12 protein-coding genes are annotated in these 17090 nt (G+C 38.4%); 11 read left to right on the top strand and 1 reads right to left on the bottom strand.

From position 1 onward, the window contains the following. Positions 1-263 precede the first annotated feature (263 nt). The 4 genes from ilvD to BN1068_RS20105 all read left to right on the top strand — a co-directional run bounded on the left by ilvD (position 264) and on the right by BN1068_RS20105 (position 6675). On the top strand, positions 264-1934 hold the full coding sequence (gene ilvD, locus BN1068_RS20120; protein WP_077605178.1) for a dihydroxy-acid dehydratase: 1671 nt from the start codon (positions 264-266) through the stop codon (positions 1932-1934). Positions 1935-2697: 763 nt separating this feature from the next. Continuing rightward, positions 2698-3627: a prenyltransferase gene (locus tag BN1068_RS20115; RefSeq protein WP_139344897.1), complete on the top strand. Its 930-nt coding sequence runs from the start codon at positions 2698-2700 to the stop codon at positions 3625-3627. Between the two features lie 216 nt (positions 3628-3843). Next, positions 3844-5055, top strand: coding sequence for an MFS transporter (locus BN1068_RS20110; RefSeq protein WP_077604610.1), 1212 nt, complete (start codon positions 3844-3846; stop codon positions 5053-5055). A gap of 366 nt (positions 5056-5421) precedes the next feature. Beyond that, positions 5422-6675, top strand: coding sequence for an MFS transporter (locus tag BN1068_RS20105; protein ID WP_077604609.1), 1254 nt, complete (start codon positions 5422-5424; stop codon positions 6673-6675). Positions 6676-6711: 36 nt separating this feature from the next. On the opposite strand, the gene BN1068_RS20100 is transcribed toward BN1068_RS20105, so the two are convergent. Next, positions 6712-8328, bottom strand: coding sequence for a PucR family transcriptional regulator (locus BN1068_RS20100; RefSeq protein WP_077604608.1), 1617 nt, complete (start codon positions 8326-8328; stop codon positions 6712-6714). Between the two features lie 784 nt (positions 8329-9112). On the opposite strand from BN1068_RS20100, the gene allC reads away from it, so the two are divergent. The 7 genes from allC to BN1068_RS20065 are packed head-to-tail and all read left to right on the top strand — an operon-like array spanning position 9113 to position 17089. Continuing rightward, the gene (gene allC / locus BN1068_RS20095; protein WP_077604607.1) at positions 9113-10342 is read left to right on the top strand and encodes an allantoate deiminase; all 1230 of its coding nucleotides are present in this window, start codon (positions 9113-9115) and stop codon (positions 10340-10342) included. Between the two features lie 27 nt (positions 10343-10369). Continuing rightward, the gene (allE, locus tag BN1068_RS20090) at positions 10370-11158 is read left to right on the top strand and encodes a (S)-ureidoglycine aminohydrolase (protein ID WP_077604606.1); all 789 of its coding nucleotides are present in this window, start codon (positions 10370-10372) and stop codon (positions 11156-11158) included. Positions 11159-11173: 15 nt separating this feature from the next. Further along, positions 11174-12202, top strand: a complete 1029-nt coding sequence (allD, locus tag BN1068_RS20085) for an ureidoglycolate dehydrogenase (RefSeq protein WP_077604605.1) — start codon at positions 11174-11176, stop codon at positions 12200-12202. Positions 12203-12227: 25 nt separating this feature from the next. Next, a complete protein-coding gene (gene allD / locus BN1068_RS20080; RefSeq protein ID WP_077604604.1) occupies positions 12228-13277 on the top strand; it encodes an ureidoglycolate dehydrogenase in 1050 nt (349 codons plus the stop codon). Positions 13278-13294: 17 nt separating this feature from the next. Then, positions 13295-15052: an acyl-CoA synthetase FdrA gene (locus BN1068_RS20075; protein WP_077604603.1), complete on the top strand. Its 1758-nt coding sequence runs from the start codon at positions 13295-13297 to the stop codon at positions 15050-15052. A 1-nt stretch (position 15053) separates the two neighbouring features. Then, positions 15054-16319, top strand: a complete 1266-nt coding sequence (locus BN1068_RS20070; RefSeq protein ID WP_077604602.1) for a YlbE family protein — start codon at positions 15054-15056, stop codon at positions 16317-16319. Next, the gene (locus BN1068_RS20065) at positions 16316-17089 is read left to right on the top strand and encodes an oxamate carbamoyltransferase subunit AllH family protein (RefSeq protein WP_077604601.1); all 774 of its coding nucleotides are present in this window, start codon (positions 16316-16318) and stop codon (positions 17087-17089) included. Before BN1068_RS20070 ends, BN1068_RS20065 begins: the two co-directional genes overlap by 4 nt. The last annotated feature ends 1 nt before the right edge of the window (position 17090 follow it).

Here is a 17090-nt window from a genome sequence, read left to right as displayed (position 1 = left end):
ATCTTAGGATTTTTCTCTAAATTTGTAATTTAGTATATAATTTTTTTAGTATAAGTAGTAGAATAATAAAATTAGAATGTTTTTTAGAATGCAATCATTAGTTAAATTCTAAATCGAAATAGACTGAAAAATAAATCTGTTTTGAAGGTTTTTAGAGGAAATACGTGTCTGATGCATTCCAGACCAAGCAACACAGAGGCTCATCCTCTGACTGTTACACTATTAGTAAAAATCTTAGAAAGAAGGTATTGAAATTGGCAGAACTGCGCAGCGATATGATTAAAAAGGGTGTTGATCGTGCACCGCATCGAAGCCTGCTACATGCTGCAGGAGTAAAAACAAAGGACTTGGGAAAACCATTTATTCTGGTGGTCAACTCTTATATAGATATTGTTCCAGGACATATCCACTTACAAGAATTCGGAAAAATTGTAAAAGAAGCAATTCGTGAAGCCGGCGGTATACCATTTGAGATGAATACAATTGGTGTAGATGACGGGATTGCAATGGGGCATATTGGAATGCGATATTCCCTGCCAAGCCGGGAGCTTATTGCTGATTCTGTGGAAACAGTGGCAAATGCCCACTGGTTTGATGGCATGGTCTGCATTCCGAACTGTGACAAAATTACTCCGGGAATGCTGATGGGAGCTCTTCGTGTAAATATTCCATCCATCTTTGTCAGCGGCGGTCCGATGAAGGCAGGAACGGATAGTGCGGGCAACCCGCTTTCACTTACTTCTGTTTTTGAAGGGGTAGGAGCCTATCAAGCTGGTAAAATTGACGAAGCGAGATTACTGGAATTGGAGCAAAATGCTTGTCCGACATGCGGGTCATGTTCCGGAATGTTTACCGCTAACTCAATGAATTGTCTAGCTGAAGGCATTGGACTTGCACTTCCAGGCAATGGAACAATTCTTGCTGTTGCGGAAGAACGGAAAGAATTTGTGAGACGCTCAGCAAAACAATTAATGGAATTAATCGAAAAAGATATTAAACCGCGTGATATTGTAACAAAAGAAGCTATTGATAATGCTTTTGCGCTGGATATGGCAATGGGCGGGTCAACCAATACAGTGTTACATACATTAGCACTGGCGCATGAAGCAGAAGTAGATTATCCATTGGAACGTATTAATGAGATTGCCAATCGTGTACCTCATTTAGCAAAAGTTGCCCCGGCATCTAATTATCATATTGAAGATGTTGACAGAGCAGGCGGAATCAGTGCGATTATTAATGAACTACTTAAGAAACCGGGTGCATTTTATGGAGATAATCTCAGTGTGTCGGCGAAAACAATTCGGGAAAACGTGCAGGATTCGGAAATCCTTGATAAAGATGTTATCCATACACTCGACAATCCGCATTCCGAACGGGGCGGACTTGCTGTATTATTTGGAAACTTGGCGCCAAATGGCTCTATTGTTAAAGTAGGTGCTATTGATCCAGAGGTTGGCGGATATTTTAAAGGCCCGGCTATCTGCTTTGATTCACAGGAAGAAGCACTGGAAGGAATTGAGTCCGGTAAAGTGGAAGAAGGTCATGTCGTTGTTATCCGCTATGAAGGTCCTAAGGGCGGACCGGGAATGCCGGAAATGCTTGCTCCGACTTCACAGATTGTAGGACGTGGACTGGGAGCGAAAGTTGGTTTAATCACGGACGGACGTTTCTCCGGCGCATCGAGAGGGATTTCCATTGGACATATTTCTCCAGAAGCCGCAGAGGGCGGTCCGATTGCCTTTGTAGAGGATGGAGATTTGATTGAATTAGATCTTGAAAACCGTGAAATGAATCTGCTGGTATCAGATGAAGAATTTGAAAAACGCAAAGCAAACTGGAAAGGCTTTGAACCAAAAGTGAAAAAAGGCTGGCTTGGCCGTTATTCTAAGCTTGTAACTTCTGCGAATACCGGCGGGGTTATGGAAATATAATATAAAAAATAATATTGAGAAAAAACGCCATAGTACTGCTGTGGCGTTTTTTCTTCGATATTATATTAACGGCAAGCGTCTAATTTGAATACGATAAATAACGGAATATGATTTGAATCGAGAGGTTGAGGTCAAATGAATGAAAAAAATAATAATAATGATACTTCGAATCCGGAAGAAATACAAATTGCATACAGCTTAAAGCTGGCTTTAATAGGCGGGTTGTTAGCTACTTTGGAGATGCCATAAGCACTTATGCGGGAAGCCTGGCGATTGATGAATACGTACAAGAAGCGAGAGACACAAACGAAAAAGACCGGCAATTAGAGGAAAGACTTGCTGCAATAGAAAGAAAGTTAGATTCTTTTCAGAACAAAATGGAATAAACGGAAATGTTATTTAAACAATAATAATAAAATGGTTAGTGTTATAAGCTTTTTCTTGTTATAGTTAAAGAAAGGAGTGCACAGGAGTATCCATGCACATGTTAAACGTTGAATAAACCTGGTGGAAAATTTGGACAGCTAAGGTACCCGGCACCTCAAGTATTAGAGTGAACATCTATTACCAGAGGTGTTTTGTATTTATATGAGTTTTTGATGATTTATCAGGGGTTTTGATGGACTGCTCGCCCTTTAAAAAATTTGCAGGGAAGAAGAAAACAATCGATATAATCTTAATCTGTATAAAAGATGGGAAAAGCTAGTATGCTAATAAAAAAGAACCCAATGTACATGGATTTCTTATAAAAAGGATGATGACAATGATTCCAGCACAACCAGCTATAACCAGAAAAAATATTGTTATGCTATTACGTCTTGTTGCCGTTGTATTTTCCAGTGTGGCCGCCATTCTATCAACGGTTTTACCACTTTTATTTTATACAGATTTATCAGCAGGTGCTGTGATGGCAATTGCTTCTGTATTATTAATAGGCGCTGTATGTATTCATGGCATGCTGACGCACACCCTGAATGACATTGCAGATTATCAATCAGGGACGGATCAACATAGTCCGGGAATTCTATCTGGAGGCAGCGGTGTATTACAGACGGGAGCAATGTCTGTAGGAATGCTGAAACAACTAGGGACCTGGATGACTCTTTTCTTATTGATAACAGCAGTATTATTTGCTTTTCTTGGCCTTACAGAATTTGCTGTATTAACCTTGATTGGAATCTGGGGAGCTGTGTCTTATTCATTAAAGCCTTTTCAATTTGCCTACTATCCATTCGCGGGGGAATGGCTCAGTTTATTTCCAACGATGCTGATGCTGGGAATTGCGGCACCTTGGATTTTACTGGAGCAGATTCCTGTGTGGGCTTGGCAAAATGGTCTTATTAATGCAATCTGGTGTATGGCTTGGGTAATGGTGCATCATATTCCTGACCGGCATGCTGACCGGAAAGCAAAGCCGTTAAAGCGGACTTCTGTTGTTTGGGCAGTAGATATTTTTGGAGTAAGAGGTGCTAAATTACCAGCGATGCTTTATTTGGCCGTTGTCGGTTTGCTGCTTCTTTGGACAGCCTTTACACGTCCAGCCGGAGCAATCGGAGCTGGTATTCTTTTAGGTTATGCCATCTATCTTGTTATCAAAATGGATATTGACGATGTTGAAAAAGTAACAAATGATGAGAAAAAGCTGCTTATTTTTGCGTTTGCAACGGCTATATGGCTGGGAATTTTTATTTAATAATAAAATTAAAAGAATGAATTTTTACACCGGCTTTCTAAAGGCAGAAGGAGTACCTGCTTTTGAGAGAAGGTGTATTAATTTTTGGGAAACCTTCTTTACCACATTTCAGAGTGATTCATTCCCATGCTGAAACGATATATATGATAAACAATTTATTCATATCATAAATACTTATTTAAATAGTATTATAGTGCAAATAAGGAGTGGCATGATATGGAAACAAAAAAATATCATAAGACAGATTTTTATTTTTGGAAAATTACTCTATGCTTAGCTTCAGCTTCTTTTTTCGTATTTGCCGGCCTTTATGTCGTTCAGCCGTTATTGCCGGTGTTTGTCAGGGATTTTGATATATCGGTATCAGAAGCTACTTTAACACTATCAGTAAATATTGTCGGTTTAATTATCGGCTTAATTGTTCTTGGGTTTTTTTCGGATCGAATTGGCAGAGTTCCCTTTATCAAATATTCGTTACTTGCTTCAGTAATCCCGTTTCTGTTAATTCCAATGACAGACTCTTTTTATTTTTTTATTCTGATGCGATTTTTACAAGGATTTGCACTGGCAGGATTACCGGCAGCATCACTTGCTTATATTAATGAAGAAATCGACCGGTCGAGTATTGGAATTGCGACCGCTTTATACATAGCCAGTAATGCTTTTGGCGGCATGGTTGGAAGAGTGCTGGCAGGCTACTTAGCCGAGGATTATGCCTGGCAGACGATATTTTTTATTTTTGCCGGGATAGGGGTAGTTATCGTTGCGATCGTAATGATATTTTTACCAAATTCCCGTTTTTTTAAAGCGAGTCATCTTTCATTTCGGAAGGATATAGAAGGTATGGTCTTTCATGTGAAAAATCCGGCAATGCTTTTGATTTTCGGTATGGGAATTATTTTTCAGCTCTCTTTTACATCAATTTGGACTTATTTGCCGTTCCACTTGGAAGGAGAGCCGTTTTTCCTTTCTGCCAAAGCTATTTCATATACATTTTTGGCGTATGGTTTTGGGGTAGTGGGGGCTCCTGTTGCGGGCTGGTTAGCTGGGTCCTTGGGTCTGAACATTGTCCGAATAGCAGGCATAATAATTTTATCAGCTGGTATTATCATGACCATGATACTTTCTTTACCTTGGATTATCGTCGGTCTATGTGTTACTTGTCTCGGTTTTTTTACAGCACATTCTTTAACAGCAACCTTTGTAACTGAAAAGGCAACACATCATAAAGGGAGCGCATCCAGTCTATATTTAGTGTCTTATTATATTGGCGTTGCATTTGGAAGCACCGCCGTGGGGCCAATTTGGGATAAAGCGGGATGGAATGCAGTTGTCTGGATAGCTGGTATATTGCCGATAGGCTATTTAATATTAGTGACGATGATACAAAAGAATGCAAAAAGGCCTTCTTCAAATTCTGATGAGTGATTAAACCAGTTTAAAGGTTCATTTGTTACTGAAGTCAGCTCTTAGAAAATGCTAAATTTGAAAAAATCAGTCAATAAACGATACGCTCCCTTGTAAATGAATTTATAATGGTAATTCTTAAGTTTTAGTGATAAAGCAGCAGCTTTTGGAACATACTTATAAAGGTTCATCTAATTCTGAGGATAAGGTATAGATGCTTATTCTCAGATGCGAAAGTTGAGGCAATAAGATATCTTTTGTCTAAAATGTGTAATGTTACTTTCGTTTTTGTTAAAAGTGAACAATGTTATTTATCTGCTTATGACCTACAATTTAAATTAAGAAGAAAATATATTTAATTAATAAAAGGGGAGCGTGTCTTATATCATGGACAAAACAATTAAATCTGACCCGAATTATTACAAGAAAATTATTGTTGCATTGTGTTTAGGTTGGGTTGCTATTTGGATTTATCGTACAATTCTTACACCAATATATCCACAAATTCAGGAGTCTCTGGGAGATGTTACCGGTACACAGATGGGACTTGTGGCTTCTGTTTATTTCTTTGCTTATACGGGAATGCAGATTCCATCAGGGATACTGGTTGATAAATTTGGACAAAAAAGGGTATTGGTTCCTGCATTTATTGCTTTTGCGATTGCAGCCGTTATAATCGGTACAAGTTCAACAATTATGCAAGTATACCTGGGGTCTTTAATAGCAGGTATTTCAACTGGATCTTACTATGGTGCTGCCTTTTCATTGTCAGCCAAACATACACCAAAAGATAAAAAAAGCTTTGCTAATGCGATTATAAATAGTGGTTCGGCATTAGGGATGATCATTGGTTTGATCGGTTCCTCTGTCTTGGTAGGGGGTCTCCAAATTCAATGGAACTATACTCTATTTATAACTGCTATTATTATCGTTGCTGTAACATTTGTATTTATGCTGTTTATTAAGCAAGATAAAGTATCCGTCAACAAGGAAGACGAAGTTGAAGAAAAGAAAGAGGCTGCACAAAGTGCAAATACTTCCTCTGAAAGTTTATTTGCTCCAAAGCAATTAGTTATATATTTTGTATATTTTGCAACGTGTTACGGCTATTACATGATTGTAACCTGGCTGCCGTCCTTCCTTGTTTCAGAAAAAGGTTTTGATCAAGGTTCAGTAGGATATGTAGCTGCGTTAGTTGCAGTCACTGCCGTACCTGGTGCTTTGTTATTTACTAAATATATTGATAAAAATGCACATATGCGTCTGCGTTTAATTTTATTACTATTAATCGCCGCCTCTGTAACGATTGGTTTAACTGTTTTTGCACCAAATCCGCCAGTGCTTTATGTAGCGCTTATTCTATATGGTTTATTAGGTAAGCTTGCCATTGATCCGGTGTTAATAACCTATGTGTCTGATTCCGTTTCAGGGGATAAAGTGGCAAGAGCATTGACTCTTTTTAACTTCTTTGGAATGAGTTCATCCGTTATTGCACCAGCGCTTACAGGCTATATTGGTGACGTAGCAGGCTCACAAGTATTAGCATTCTATATTGCAACTATCCTGCTTGCTCTAGCAGCAGTGTTATTTTTCCTTGTGGTTATGTTGAGACAGAAAAAAACACCTGCGAACGAATTATAAAATAAAAAATAGGCTGTCGAGGAGGCAGCCTATTTTTTATTTTAAAGTTACTTTTTCTAAGGCGAATAATGCTAACCGAATGGCTAATGATGCATCAGGAGATTCTACAGATTGACCTAATATCTCTTCGCATTTTTTAATGCGGTATTTTACTGTATTACGATGGATAAAAATTTCTTCTGACGTTTTTGTGAGATCACATTGATTTGCCATATAAACATTTAACGTATACCTTAGTTCCTTTTCCTTCGTTGTTTGCGGATAAGCTAAAGAACCTAGTGTATACATAATAAATGGTTTTAATTTACTTGCTGGAATCAGCTGTAATAATTCTTCCACACTTTTGGACTTATAAAATTCGATAAATTCATTTTCACCCTGGTCATATTTATTATCATAAGCTTCATTCGCTTCAAAATAGGACAGCGGCAGCTGAGAAAGTTCAGTAACCTCATTTCCGATACCGAATGAAAGGGAACTATTAAAAAATAAATGATATTCTTTTTGGATATACTTACAGTATTCTAAATAATACTGATGCTTTGCTTGGAAAAGTATTGTAAATCTGCGCTTCCTCTGAGACATATAAATGCTGATAGAAGGGTCAATCGCTGTAAGCTTATGTGTTAACCACTCAAATGTCATTTGATACCTTTCATTTAAATAGACACTATTTTCTATATGCTGTTCTTTATCGATTGCACAAGTAACCACCTGATAAAACTTGGAAGGTTGAATATAATATTTTTTTAGAAGATCCATATGTTGCGATAGTGAACTGAGATTATCGGGATTTTCAGACATGAGTGATGAGAAAAAATGATTCACATCCTCCTGTTCAGCTTCTTTAATCTTACTATTTTTGTAAATTGCTAAACTGAGTGTATTAACTGCCTGTTCGATTGTTAATAAGCTAATCGGATAGTTCAGCGTTTTTATATTTGAAACCATAAGGTAATACGGAAAATATTTAAATGCCGGAACCTTAAAAATGGCGTACTCCTCCTGAAAATCTGTATTATGATTGGAGTTGTTTTTTTCTGAGTTTAAATATCTTCTGAAATAATTTAGATTTTTTTGAACCTGTTCGGAATGCTGGTGAAAGTGATTGCTCAACGATTCCACATGGTGAAAAGAATTTAACAGCATTACCGGAACTTTTATAATTCTACTTAAACGTTCAATCATCATATTTAAATCAAGCCCCTGCATAAGCATAGCGTTTAATTCTTGTTGAATATTTAAAGCAAAATGTAATTTTTCTGTTTCTTCATCCAAAATAAATGATGATATATGATGCGTAATAGATCCTAAATTCCAGCTGTCAGGGATTTCAATGATTGGAAACTTTAATTTGTTTGCAAACTCTATGACTTCATCATCCAATCTTTTCAAAAAACGGGATAGCTTGATTCCTAAACCTGCAACTTGTATATCGTTTAGCTCGCTGATAAGGCTGATTAACCCAGCTTGGTCATCCTTGTAATTCATCCCGGTTGTTACGATAAAAGAGTATGGTGTTGTGAAATCCTTGATATCAGGTGTTTCAGTAATGTCAACCATTCTCACCTCTCTCTCCAGATCGCCCTGATTATTCAGCAATGTTAAATCTGAAAATTGTAATACAGATAGTATTTCTTTCAATGTTGCCATAAAAGGCTGCCTCCCTATTTTTTCAGTTATGTTAACAGAAGATAATATGAAAATTAAGTATGTCAGATATTACAAGCACAGCCTGCAATTTTGATTGTATGCAGCCTTTGAAGATTATTATATATAACCCTTTGATTAAAGGGGGTTATTATGGTTGCAAATGGTCAAAATATGCAACGTGATTTGCGTTTTTTTTGGAAAAGCGAGGTTATAATAAGGATACCATGCTCTAGTTGCTTGAACAAAGAAATTCATCCGCACTTCATTTTTTGCAGGACGGATGAGGGCTGTATTTATACTTTTCTTGGAATGAGAAGTTGCCTGCGGAAAGCGACTTCCTGAGGCTGGGGCTGGGGCTGCGATTACTCGCCCCACCGCCAACCATTGCGATTACTCGCCCCGCGGAACAACGTCGCAGCGGACATCTTCTTGGCAAGAACACCAGTATTTTAAAGACCAAGTGATTTTCCTGGTTTTTCTTAAAGAAGATGCTGAAGAAAAGTGATACTGCCTTTTTGCTTCTAAACATGATTGAACCGCCTTTTTGAAGGGTAAGATTAATCTCGGTGACTCATACTATAATGGCTACAGTACAGAAGCTTGATTCCCTAAATGATGGAGAACCTATTTTTATTTGCTTCAATATTCAGATAGTATATGTTGATTAAAAGGTTATTTGTTGATAGTGCATAAAACGTTCTAATATAATTGTTGTTTATGTCAATGAATGGTTGCGGCTAGAATTTTATAATGAAATTAATAAGAAAAAGGGAGTGAACAGGGAATGGATATTCAATCAACCTTTGAAGCGCTAGATAAGAAATTTACAAGTTTTGGCGGTTTGGAACAAGGTGGTATTACTCGACTGTTATATTCACCGGAATGGAATGATGCAGTTCGTGAATTGGAATCGACCTTTAAAGAAGAAGGCTTGGAAGTAAGCTTTGATGATGTCGGTAACTTATCAGGACGCCTTGTCGGAAGTAAATATTCTGATGAGACGATTTTAACAGGTTCACATATTGATACAGTTGTCGAAGGCGGTCATCTGGATGGACAATTCGGTATTTTATCTGCATTGATTGCAGTAAAATATTTAAAAGAAAAATACGGTCAGCCGCTACGGACATTGGAAGTATTATCACTTGCAGAAGAAGAAGGAAGCCGGTTCCCATATACTTTTTGGGGAAGCAAAAACTTCTTTAATTTAGCTAAAAAAGCGGATGTTGAAACGATAGAAGATGCAGACGGTATTAAATTTGAAGATGCGATGCACGAATCTGGTTTTGATTATCGTCAAGATGACAACGTCCGTGATGACATTAAAGCATTTGTAGAAGTGCATATCGAACAAGGAAAAGTATTAGAGACAGAGCATAAAACAATTGGTGTAGTAAACGGAATTGTGGGTCAAAAACGTTATACAATCAATTTAAAGGGCGAAGCAAATCATGCCGGTACAACGCCAATGTCATTACGCCGAGATACAGTTGTAGCATATAGTGAAATTGTTACGGATTTGATAAAGCGGGCCAGAGAAATCGGAGAGCCTCTTGTATTAACGTTTGGTCATGTTACTCCAGTTCCAAACACTGTAAATGTTGTTCCGGGAGAAATTACTTTTTCCGTAGATTGCCGTCATATTGATCAGCAGGCTTTAAATGATTTTTCAAAAGAAATAGAAGAAAAAATCAAGTCAGTGGCAGAAGCAAACGATATGACTTATGACATTAATTTGTGGATGGATGAAGCACCGACATTAATGGATGAAAAAATTATAAATATTGTTGAACAGGCAGCCAAGAAAAATGTAGGGGATGCCTATAAAGTCATGCCGTCTGGAGCTGGTCATGATTCACAAATTTTTGCAGATTTTGTTCCTACAGCAATGTTGTTTGTGCCTTCTATTGCCGGAATCAGCCACAACACCAATGAAGAAACGGAAGTAAAAGATCTTGTAAAAGGCATTGAAGTACTGAAAGATGTACTGTATGAATTAGCTTATAAAGAATAATAAAATAGGAAAAAAGGAGAGATACTTTTGAGTTATTTGAATCATAATCAAGGATACAGAGAAGGATTGTTAGAAACACGTTCTGTAATTAAAAAAGATAATTATGCGTTAATTACGCCGGATGGTCTGGTTAATAATGTTGTACCCGGCTTTGAAGATTGTGATATAACCATTTTGGGCTCTCCACGTTTAGGTGCACGGTTTGTAGATTATTTGGTAACAGTTAAAAATCAGGGTGGAAATAAAACTGGTTTTGCTGGTGATGGAGTTCAATCATTTGTCTATGTCGAATATGGTAAAATCAACGCTTTCGTGGATGAGAAAAAATATGAATTAACAGAAGGCGGCTATTTATATGTACCTCCACACTTACAGTTGACATTTGAAAATAGTAATAATGGCGAGGATAGCCGATTATTTCTATATAAAAAACGTTATCAGCCGCTTGAAGGGCATACACCGGAGATTGTTGCCGGCAATGTGAATGAAATTAAACAAGAAGCTTACGAAGGTATGAAAGAAGTATTAATTCAGGATTTATTGCCAAAAGATATCGCATATGACATGAACATTCATATTCTCTCCTTTAAACCGGGAGCTTCACACGGTTACATTGAGACACATGTTCAGGAGCACGGCGCCTATGTATTAAGTGGACGCGGAATGTATAATCTGGACAATGAATGGATGCCAGTTGATAAAGGTGATTATATTTTTATGGGTGCTTATGCACCGCAGGCTACCTATGCAATTGGTCTGGATGAACCATTCGCCTATATTTACTCTAAGGATGCGAATAGAGATATTAATATATAAAGAGGGGCAAGTTTTATGAGTGAACCATTAGTGTATGTAGAACGTGATCGTCTCCGGCAGCTAATGAAAGATAAATTAGTGAAGGCCGGGCTGCCAGAAAATCATGCGGATAAAACTGCGGACCTACTCATTTTTGCAGATGAACGGGGTATCCATTCTCATGGTGCTGTAAGAATGCAATACTATTCTGAGCGTGTGTCAAAAGGCGGCTTTAACCTGACACCGAATTTAAGGTTTGAAAAAACAGGTCCGGCATCGGGAATTTATCACGGAGATAATGCAGCAGGGCATTATGTAAGCTATCAGGCAACGAAAGAAGCAATTGAACTGGCGAAAACATCCGGTATTGGTGTTGTTGGTATTAAAGAAATGGGTCATAGCGGTGCAATCGGCTACTATGCACGTCAAGCTGCATTAGAAGGTATGGTATCCATAACAGTATGTCAATCGGACCCTATGGTGGTGCCATTTGGCGGTTCCGAACCATACTTTGGTACAAATCCTATTGCTTTTGGAGCTCCGAGAAAAGATGGTGATCCAATTGTCTTTGACATGGCAACAACGGTACAAGCCTGGGGGAAGATTCTAGATGCAAGAAGCAAGCACAAGTCTATCCCGGATACATGGGCAGTGGATAAAAGTGGGTCACCTACAACGGATCCGTTTAAGGTAAACGCCCTATTGCCAGTAGCAGGACCTAAAGGGTATGGGTTAATGATGATGGTGGATATTCTGGCAGGGAGTTTACTTGGCTTGCCATTTGGCAAACATGTTACTTCCATGTATAAGGATTTAACAGAGTATCGTCGTTTAGGCCAATTTCAAATTGTGATTAACCCTGAATATTTTGGAGGTAAAGAGCAATTTCTTGAAAACATATCTCAAATGGTTGAAGAATTGCATGATAATCCGCCTGCTGAAGGGTTTGACAAAGTGTATTACCCAGGTGAAATTCAAAATGATGTAATGAAGCAGTACAAAGAGACAGGCATTCCCGTTACAAAGGATATTTTTGATTATTTAGAGTCTGACAAGATTTACTGATCATTTGATGAAAGGGAGTAATCAGATGCGTGTATCTAAGCAGGAATTGTTTGATTTAATGAAGCAAAAGTTTATAAAAGCCGGATTAAATGAAGGAGCAGCACATGATGTTTCTGATGTATTGACATTCGCTGATTACCGGGGTATTCATTCTCATGGAGCTGTACGTGTGGAATACTACGCAGAACGAATTGCAAAAGGCGGTATTACAGCAAACCCGAATTACACGTTTGAACAGACAGGACCTGCATCTGCCGTTTTTGACGGAGACAATGGTCCCGGTCATCAGGCTGCAAAACAAGCGATGGAAAAAGCAATAGAGATGGCAAAAGCATCTGGTATTGCTGTAGTGGGGATGAAGCATATTTCACACAGCGGGGCGCTGGGTTATTTTGTTGAAATGGCAGCAGAACAAGATATGGTTGGTATAAGCATGTGTCAGTCTGATCCTATGGTGGTCCCGTTTGGAGGTACTGAACCATACTTTGGAACGAACCCGATTGCATTCAGCGCACCATCTTCAGATGAGCGCATGATTACATTTGATATGGCGACAACTGTTCAGGCTTGGGGAAAGGTGCTGGATGCAAGAAGTAAAGATGCATCCATTCCAGACACATGGGCAGTGGATGCGACCGGCAAACCGACAACGAATGCAAGAGATGTGCATGCACTTGTTCCTATTGCAGGACCAAAAGGATACGGATTGATGATGATGGTGGATATTCTATCAGGAAGCCTCCTTGGAGTGCCTCATGGTGTCCATGTATCGTCCATGTATCAAGATTTGACCAAAGGCCGGGATTTAGGCCAGATTCACATTGTAATCAATCCGGCATACTTTACCGATTTAGATGCATTTAAGAAACAGATCTCAACAATGCTTGATGAATTAAAAGCACAACCGGCGGCAGAAGGCTTTGGAGAAATTTATTATCCTGGAGAACGCGCAGGATTAAGAAGTGCAAAGTATGATAAAGAGGGTATTGAAATCGTAGACGATATTTATAATTACCTTGTTTCAGACGATGTTCATTATGACCGTTATCATGGAAAGAATAGATTTGCAGAATAATAAAATGGAGGCATATTATGTTATATACAATTATAAAAGAAAACACTTATCAAGATTCTATCGTGTTAATGCTTTTATCAAACAAGTTATCTGCAATGGATGGCGTAAACAAAGTATCCATCATGATGGGAACGCCAGCTAACAAAGATATATTTAAGTCATCCGGCTTAGGCACAGATGAACTGGAAAAAGCAAAACCGAATGATATTGTCATCGTTGTAGATGCAGAACAGGAAGAAAAAGTAACAGAAGTAAAAGAAGAAGTAGAAGCAGCGTTAAAAGGGGAGTCCGGTTCACAGGATGCATCTAAAGATCAGGAAGCTCATAACTGGAAGCGTGCATTGGAGCTTGCTAACAACCCTAACCTGGCATTAATCTCGATTCCTGGTCAATACGCAGCAATGGAAGCAGAAAATGCGTTGAATGAAGGACTGCACGTATTCATGTTCAGTGATAACGTAGCTAAAGAAGACGAAGTTAAATTGAAACAAATGGCACATGAAAAAGGCCTGTTGGTGATGGGTCCTGACTGTGGTACTGGAATTATTCACGGCTTGCCTCTGGCGTTTACCAATATCGTAAAAGAAGGGGATATTGGCGTTGTCGGAGCATCAGGTACAGGTATCCAGGAAGTAACAACTATCATTGACCGTTATGGCAAAGGTGTAACCAATGCTATTGGTACCGGCGGCCGTGATTTATCTACAGAGGTTGGTGCAATCACAGCTTTAGACAGTATTAAAGCCTTAAATGAAGATCCAAAAGTTAAAGTGATTACAGTAATTTCTAAGCCGCCTGCAAAAGAAGTACAGGAAAAAGTATTAAACGTTTTAAGAAATATTGAAAAACCGGTTGTTACGTTATTCTTAGGAGATAAGCCAGCTTATCAGGAAGAGAATATTTATCATGCATATACGCTTGAAGAAGCAGCGGTTGTGTCTGTTCAATTATCTAATGGTGAGAAACCAAATTTCGAACCAAAAGTAAAAGAAGATGTAAACGTGGCGTTAAAAGATTCACAAGTGGGTATTAAAGGTTATTACTCAGGCGGTACATTAGCGTACGAAGCAGCTGTATTAGTAAAAGCAGCATTCGAAGATGAAGTACCTGAAGAGAAAAAAGAAGCTTATATCCTAAAAACAAAACATCATGAAATTATTGACTTAGGTGATGATATTTATACCCAAGGAAAGCCGCATCCAATGATTGATCCGGAAAAACGTATTGAGATGCTAGAGACATCCGGAAACGATCCTGAAACAGCGGTAATCATGATTGATAACGTAATTGGTTATGGCAGTCATGATGATATGGCGAATGAATTAGCACCAACCATTAAACGTGTTTTAGAAAATGCGCGTCAAGATGGCCGTGAGCTTGCTGTACTTGCGACAGTTGTAGGTACAGAGCAGGATCCTCAGGGTTATGATAAACAAGTTGAAACCTTAAGAGAAAGTGGCGCTATTATTTGTGAAACAAACGATCAAATGGTACGTACAGCCATTAATCTTGTAGGCGGCAAAGTGGAACAGCCTGTTGTTGATGTACAAACATTTGACCATACAAAAGAAGACTTGTCAGTAGATGAAAAAATTATGTCTCTGATCAATACAAAACCAAGTGTTATCAATATTGGACTGAAAAGCTTCACAGAAGCTGTTCAAAGCAGCGGATCAGAATGTGTTCAATTTAACTGGCGCCCAATTGCCGGCGGCGATGAAAAATTAATGAAAGTACTTCAATTCCTAAACTATTATGAAGGAGATAAGATCTAATATGGGTTACAAAACAATAAACGAAGCCAACGAAGCTGTTAACCAAAAGATAATAGCAGCTGCACCATTTTTAACGGATGTTGTGCCTGCCAAGTCTGTGATTCCTGAATTAGAAGAGCATGTATTATTACATGCGGGGCCTCCGATTAAATATGAAAATATGACAGATCCAATGCAAGGTTCTTGTGTGGGAGCAATCCTTTTTGAAGGATGGGCAGAAGATGAAGAAGGAGCACGTGAACTTCTTGAAAACAATAAGATCACATTCATTCCATGTCATCATGTGAATGCAGTTGGACCAATGGGCGGTATTACGTCACCTAACATGCCGGTTCTTGTTGTTGTCAACAAAGAGAATGGAAACGAAGCTTATTGTCAAATGAACGAAGGTATTGGGGCTGTATTGCGTTTTGGCGCATACAATGAGCAGGTAATCAATCGTCTGCACTGGATGAAAGATGTGCTTGGTCCTGTATTAAGCAAAGCATTAAAAGCAATGGAAGGCGGCTTAAACGTCAATGTATTAATTGCTAAAGCTATTGCAATGGGCGATGAATTTCACCAGCGTAATATTGCAGCGTCCCTTGCATTTTTGAAAGAAGTAGCCCCAATCATTTCAGCATTAGAAGATGTTGAAAAAGAAAAACGTACGGAAGTTATTCAATTTTTAGCTGACACCGATCAATTTTTCTTAAATGTTGCAATGGCAACCGGAAAAGCAATGATGGATGCTGCAGCAACTATTGGGCATGGTACAGTTGTTACCGCTATGTGCCGTAACGGTGAAAATTTCGGCATTCGTATTGCTGGTATGGGTGACGAGTGGTTTACCGCTCCTGTTAATACACCACAGGGATTGTATTTCACTGGTTATTCAGCAGAAGATGCCAACACAGATATTGGTGATTCTGCCATTACAGAAACAATGGGTGTAGGCGGGGTAGCCATGATTGCTGCTCCTGCAGTAACACGATTTGTTGGTTCCGGCGGATTTAATGATGCGCTTGAAACAAGTAATCAAATGACTGAAATTTATATTGGTGAAAATCCGAACTTTGCAATTCCAACATGGGATTTCAAAGGTGCGTGCTTAGGTCTTGATGCAAGAAAAGTTGTTGAAACTGGTATAACACCGGTAATTAACACTGGTATTGCACATAAAATTGCTGGCTATGGACAAATTGGTGCTGGTACAGTTAACCCTCCAATTGAATGTTTTGAAAAAGCAATCACGGCTTATGCTGAAAAATTAGGTTTTAAAGAATGATTTTAGAGACGAGTGCGATTGGTTCAGTCGCACTCGAGCTCTTAATTGAAGGAAAAAAATTTACAATTCACAGTATTTTTGAAAAGGGATGGAATATCATTGATTGCAATGAGGAATTGATATTCCTAGGTACAGATGAAAATGGAACCTTTCCATTTGGAATTTTGCTGGATCCACAAACGAAGCAAAAGGCAAAAGCAGAAATTGAAGCAGGAGATACCTTCATTGTCCGCAATAAACATCTTTCCCATAACCGCTTGGATATCAAGTTCGATAATACAAAGATACTTCCCTTAAATACAGATTTTGAACATGCCAACATAAATATATTAAAAGAAAATATGCAGCAAATTTCATTTGAATCGTATGAATCCACTGATTTTGAATCAATTCGTGTATCTGAATTAATTTGTAAATTGCAGGACGCTTCTGGAAATCTGGAAGATGAATTCAGGTACTTTATTGGACGGGGACAAGGGTTAACTCCAACAGGTGATGATATATTGGTCGGTATATTGTATGGGCATTTTATTAATCCCTTTATCGCGTCAAATCATCTCAAAACCTTGGGGAAACTGATTGAAGAACCTTTAACAACGATTGTCAGCAAGCGTTTTTTAACCTGTGCTCTGGAAGGTTTATTTAGTTCAAAGATTACACAATTGCAACATGATTCATCTTTAGAAAGTTTGAAAAGTCTTATGAAAGTAGGCTCTTCTTCTGGAAAAGATACACTATATGGAATTTGGATGGCTTTAAATAAGGAGTGAA

Source organism: Oceanobacillus sojae, from assembly GCF_900162665.1.
In the GTDB taxonomy this organism is placed as follows: Bacteria; Bacillota; Bacilli; order Bacillales; family Amphibacillaceae; genus Oceanobacillus; species Oceanobacillus sojae_A.
The sequence above is the reverse complement of the archived record's forward strand: the minus strand, read 5'-3'. Positions and strand labels throughout refer to the sequence as shown.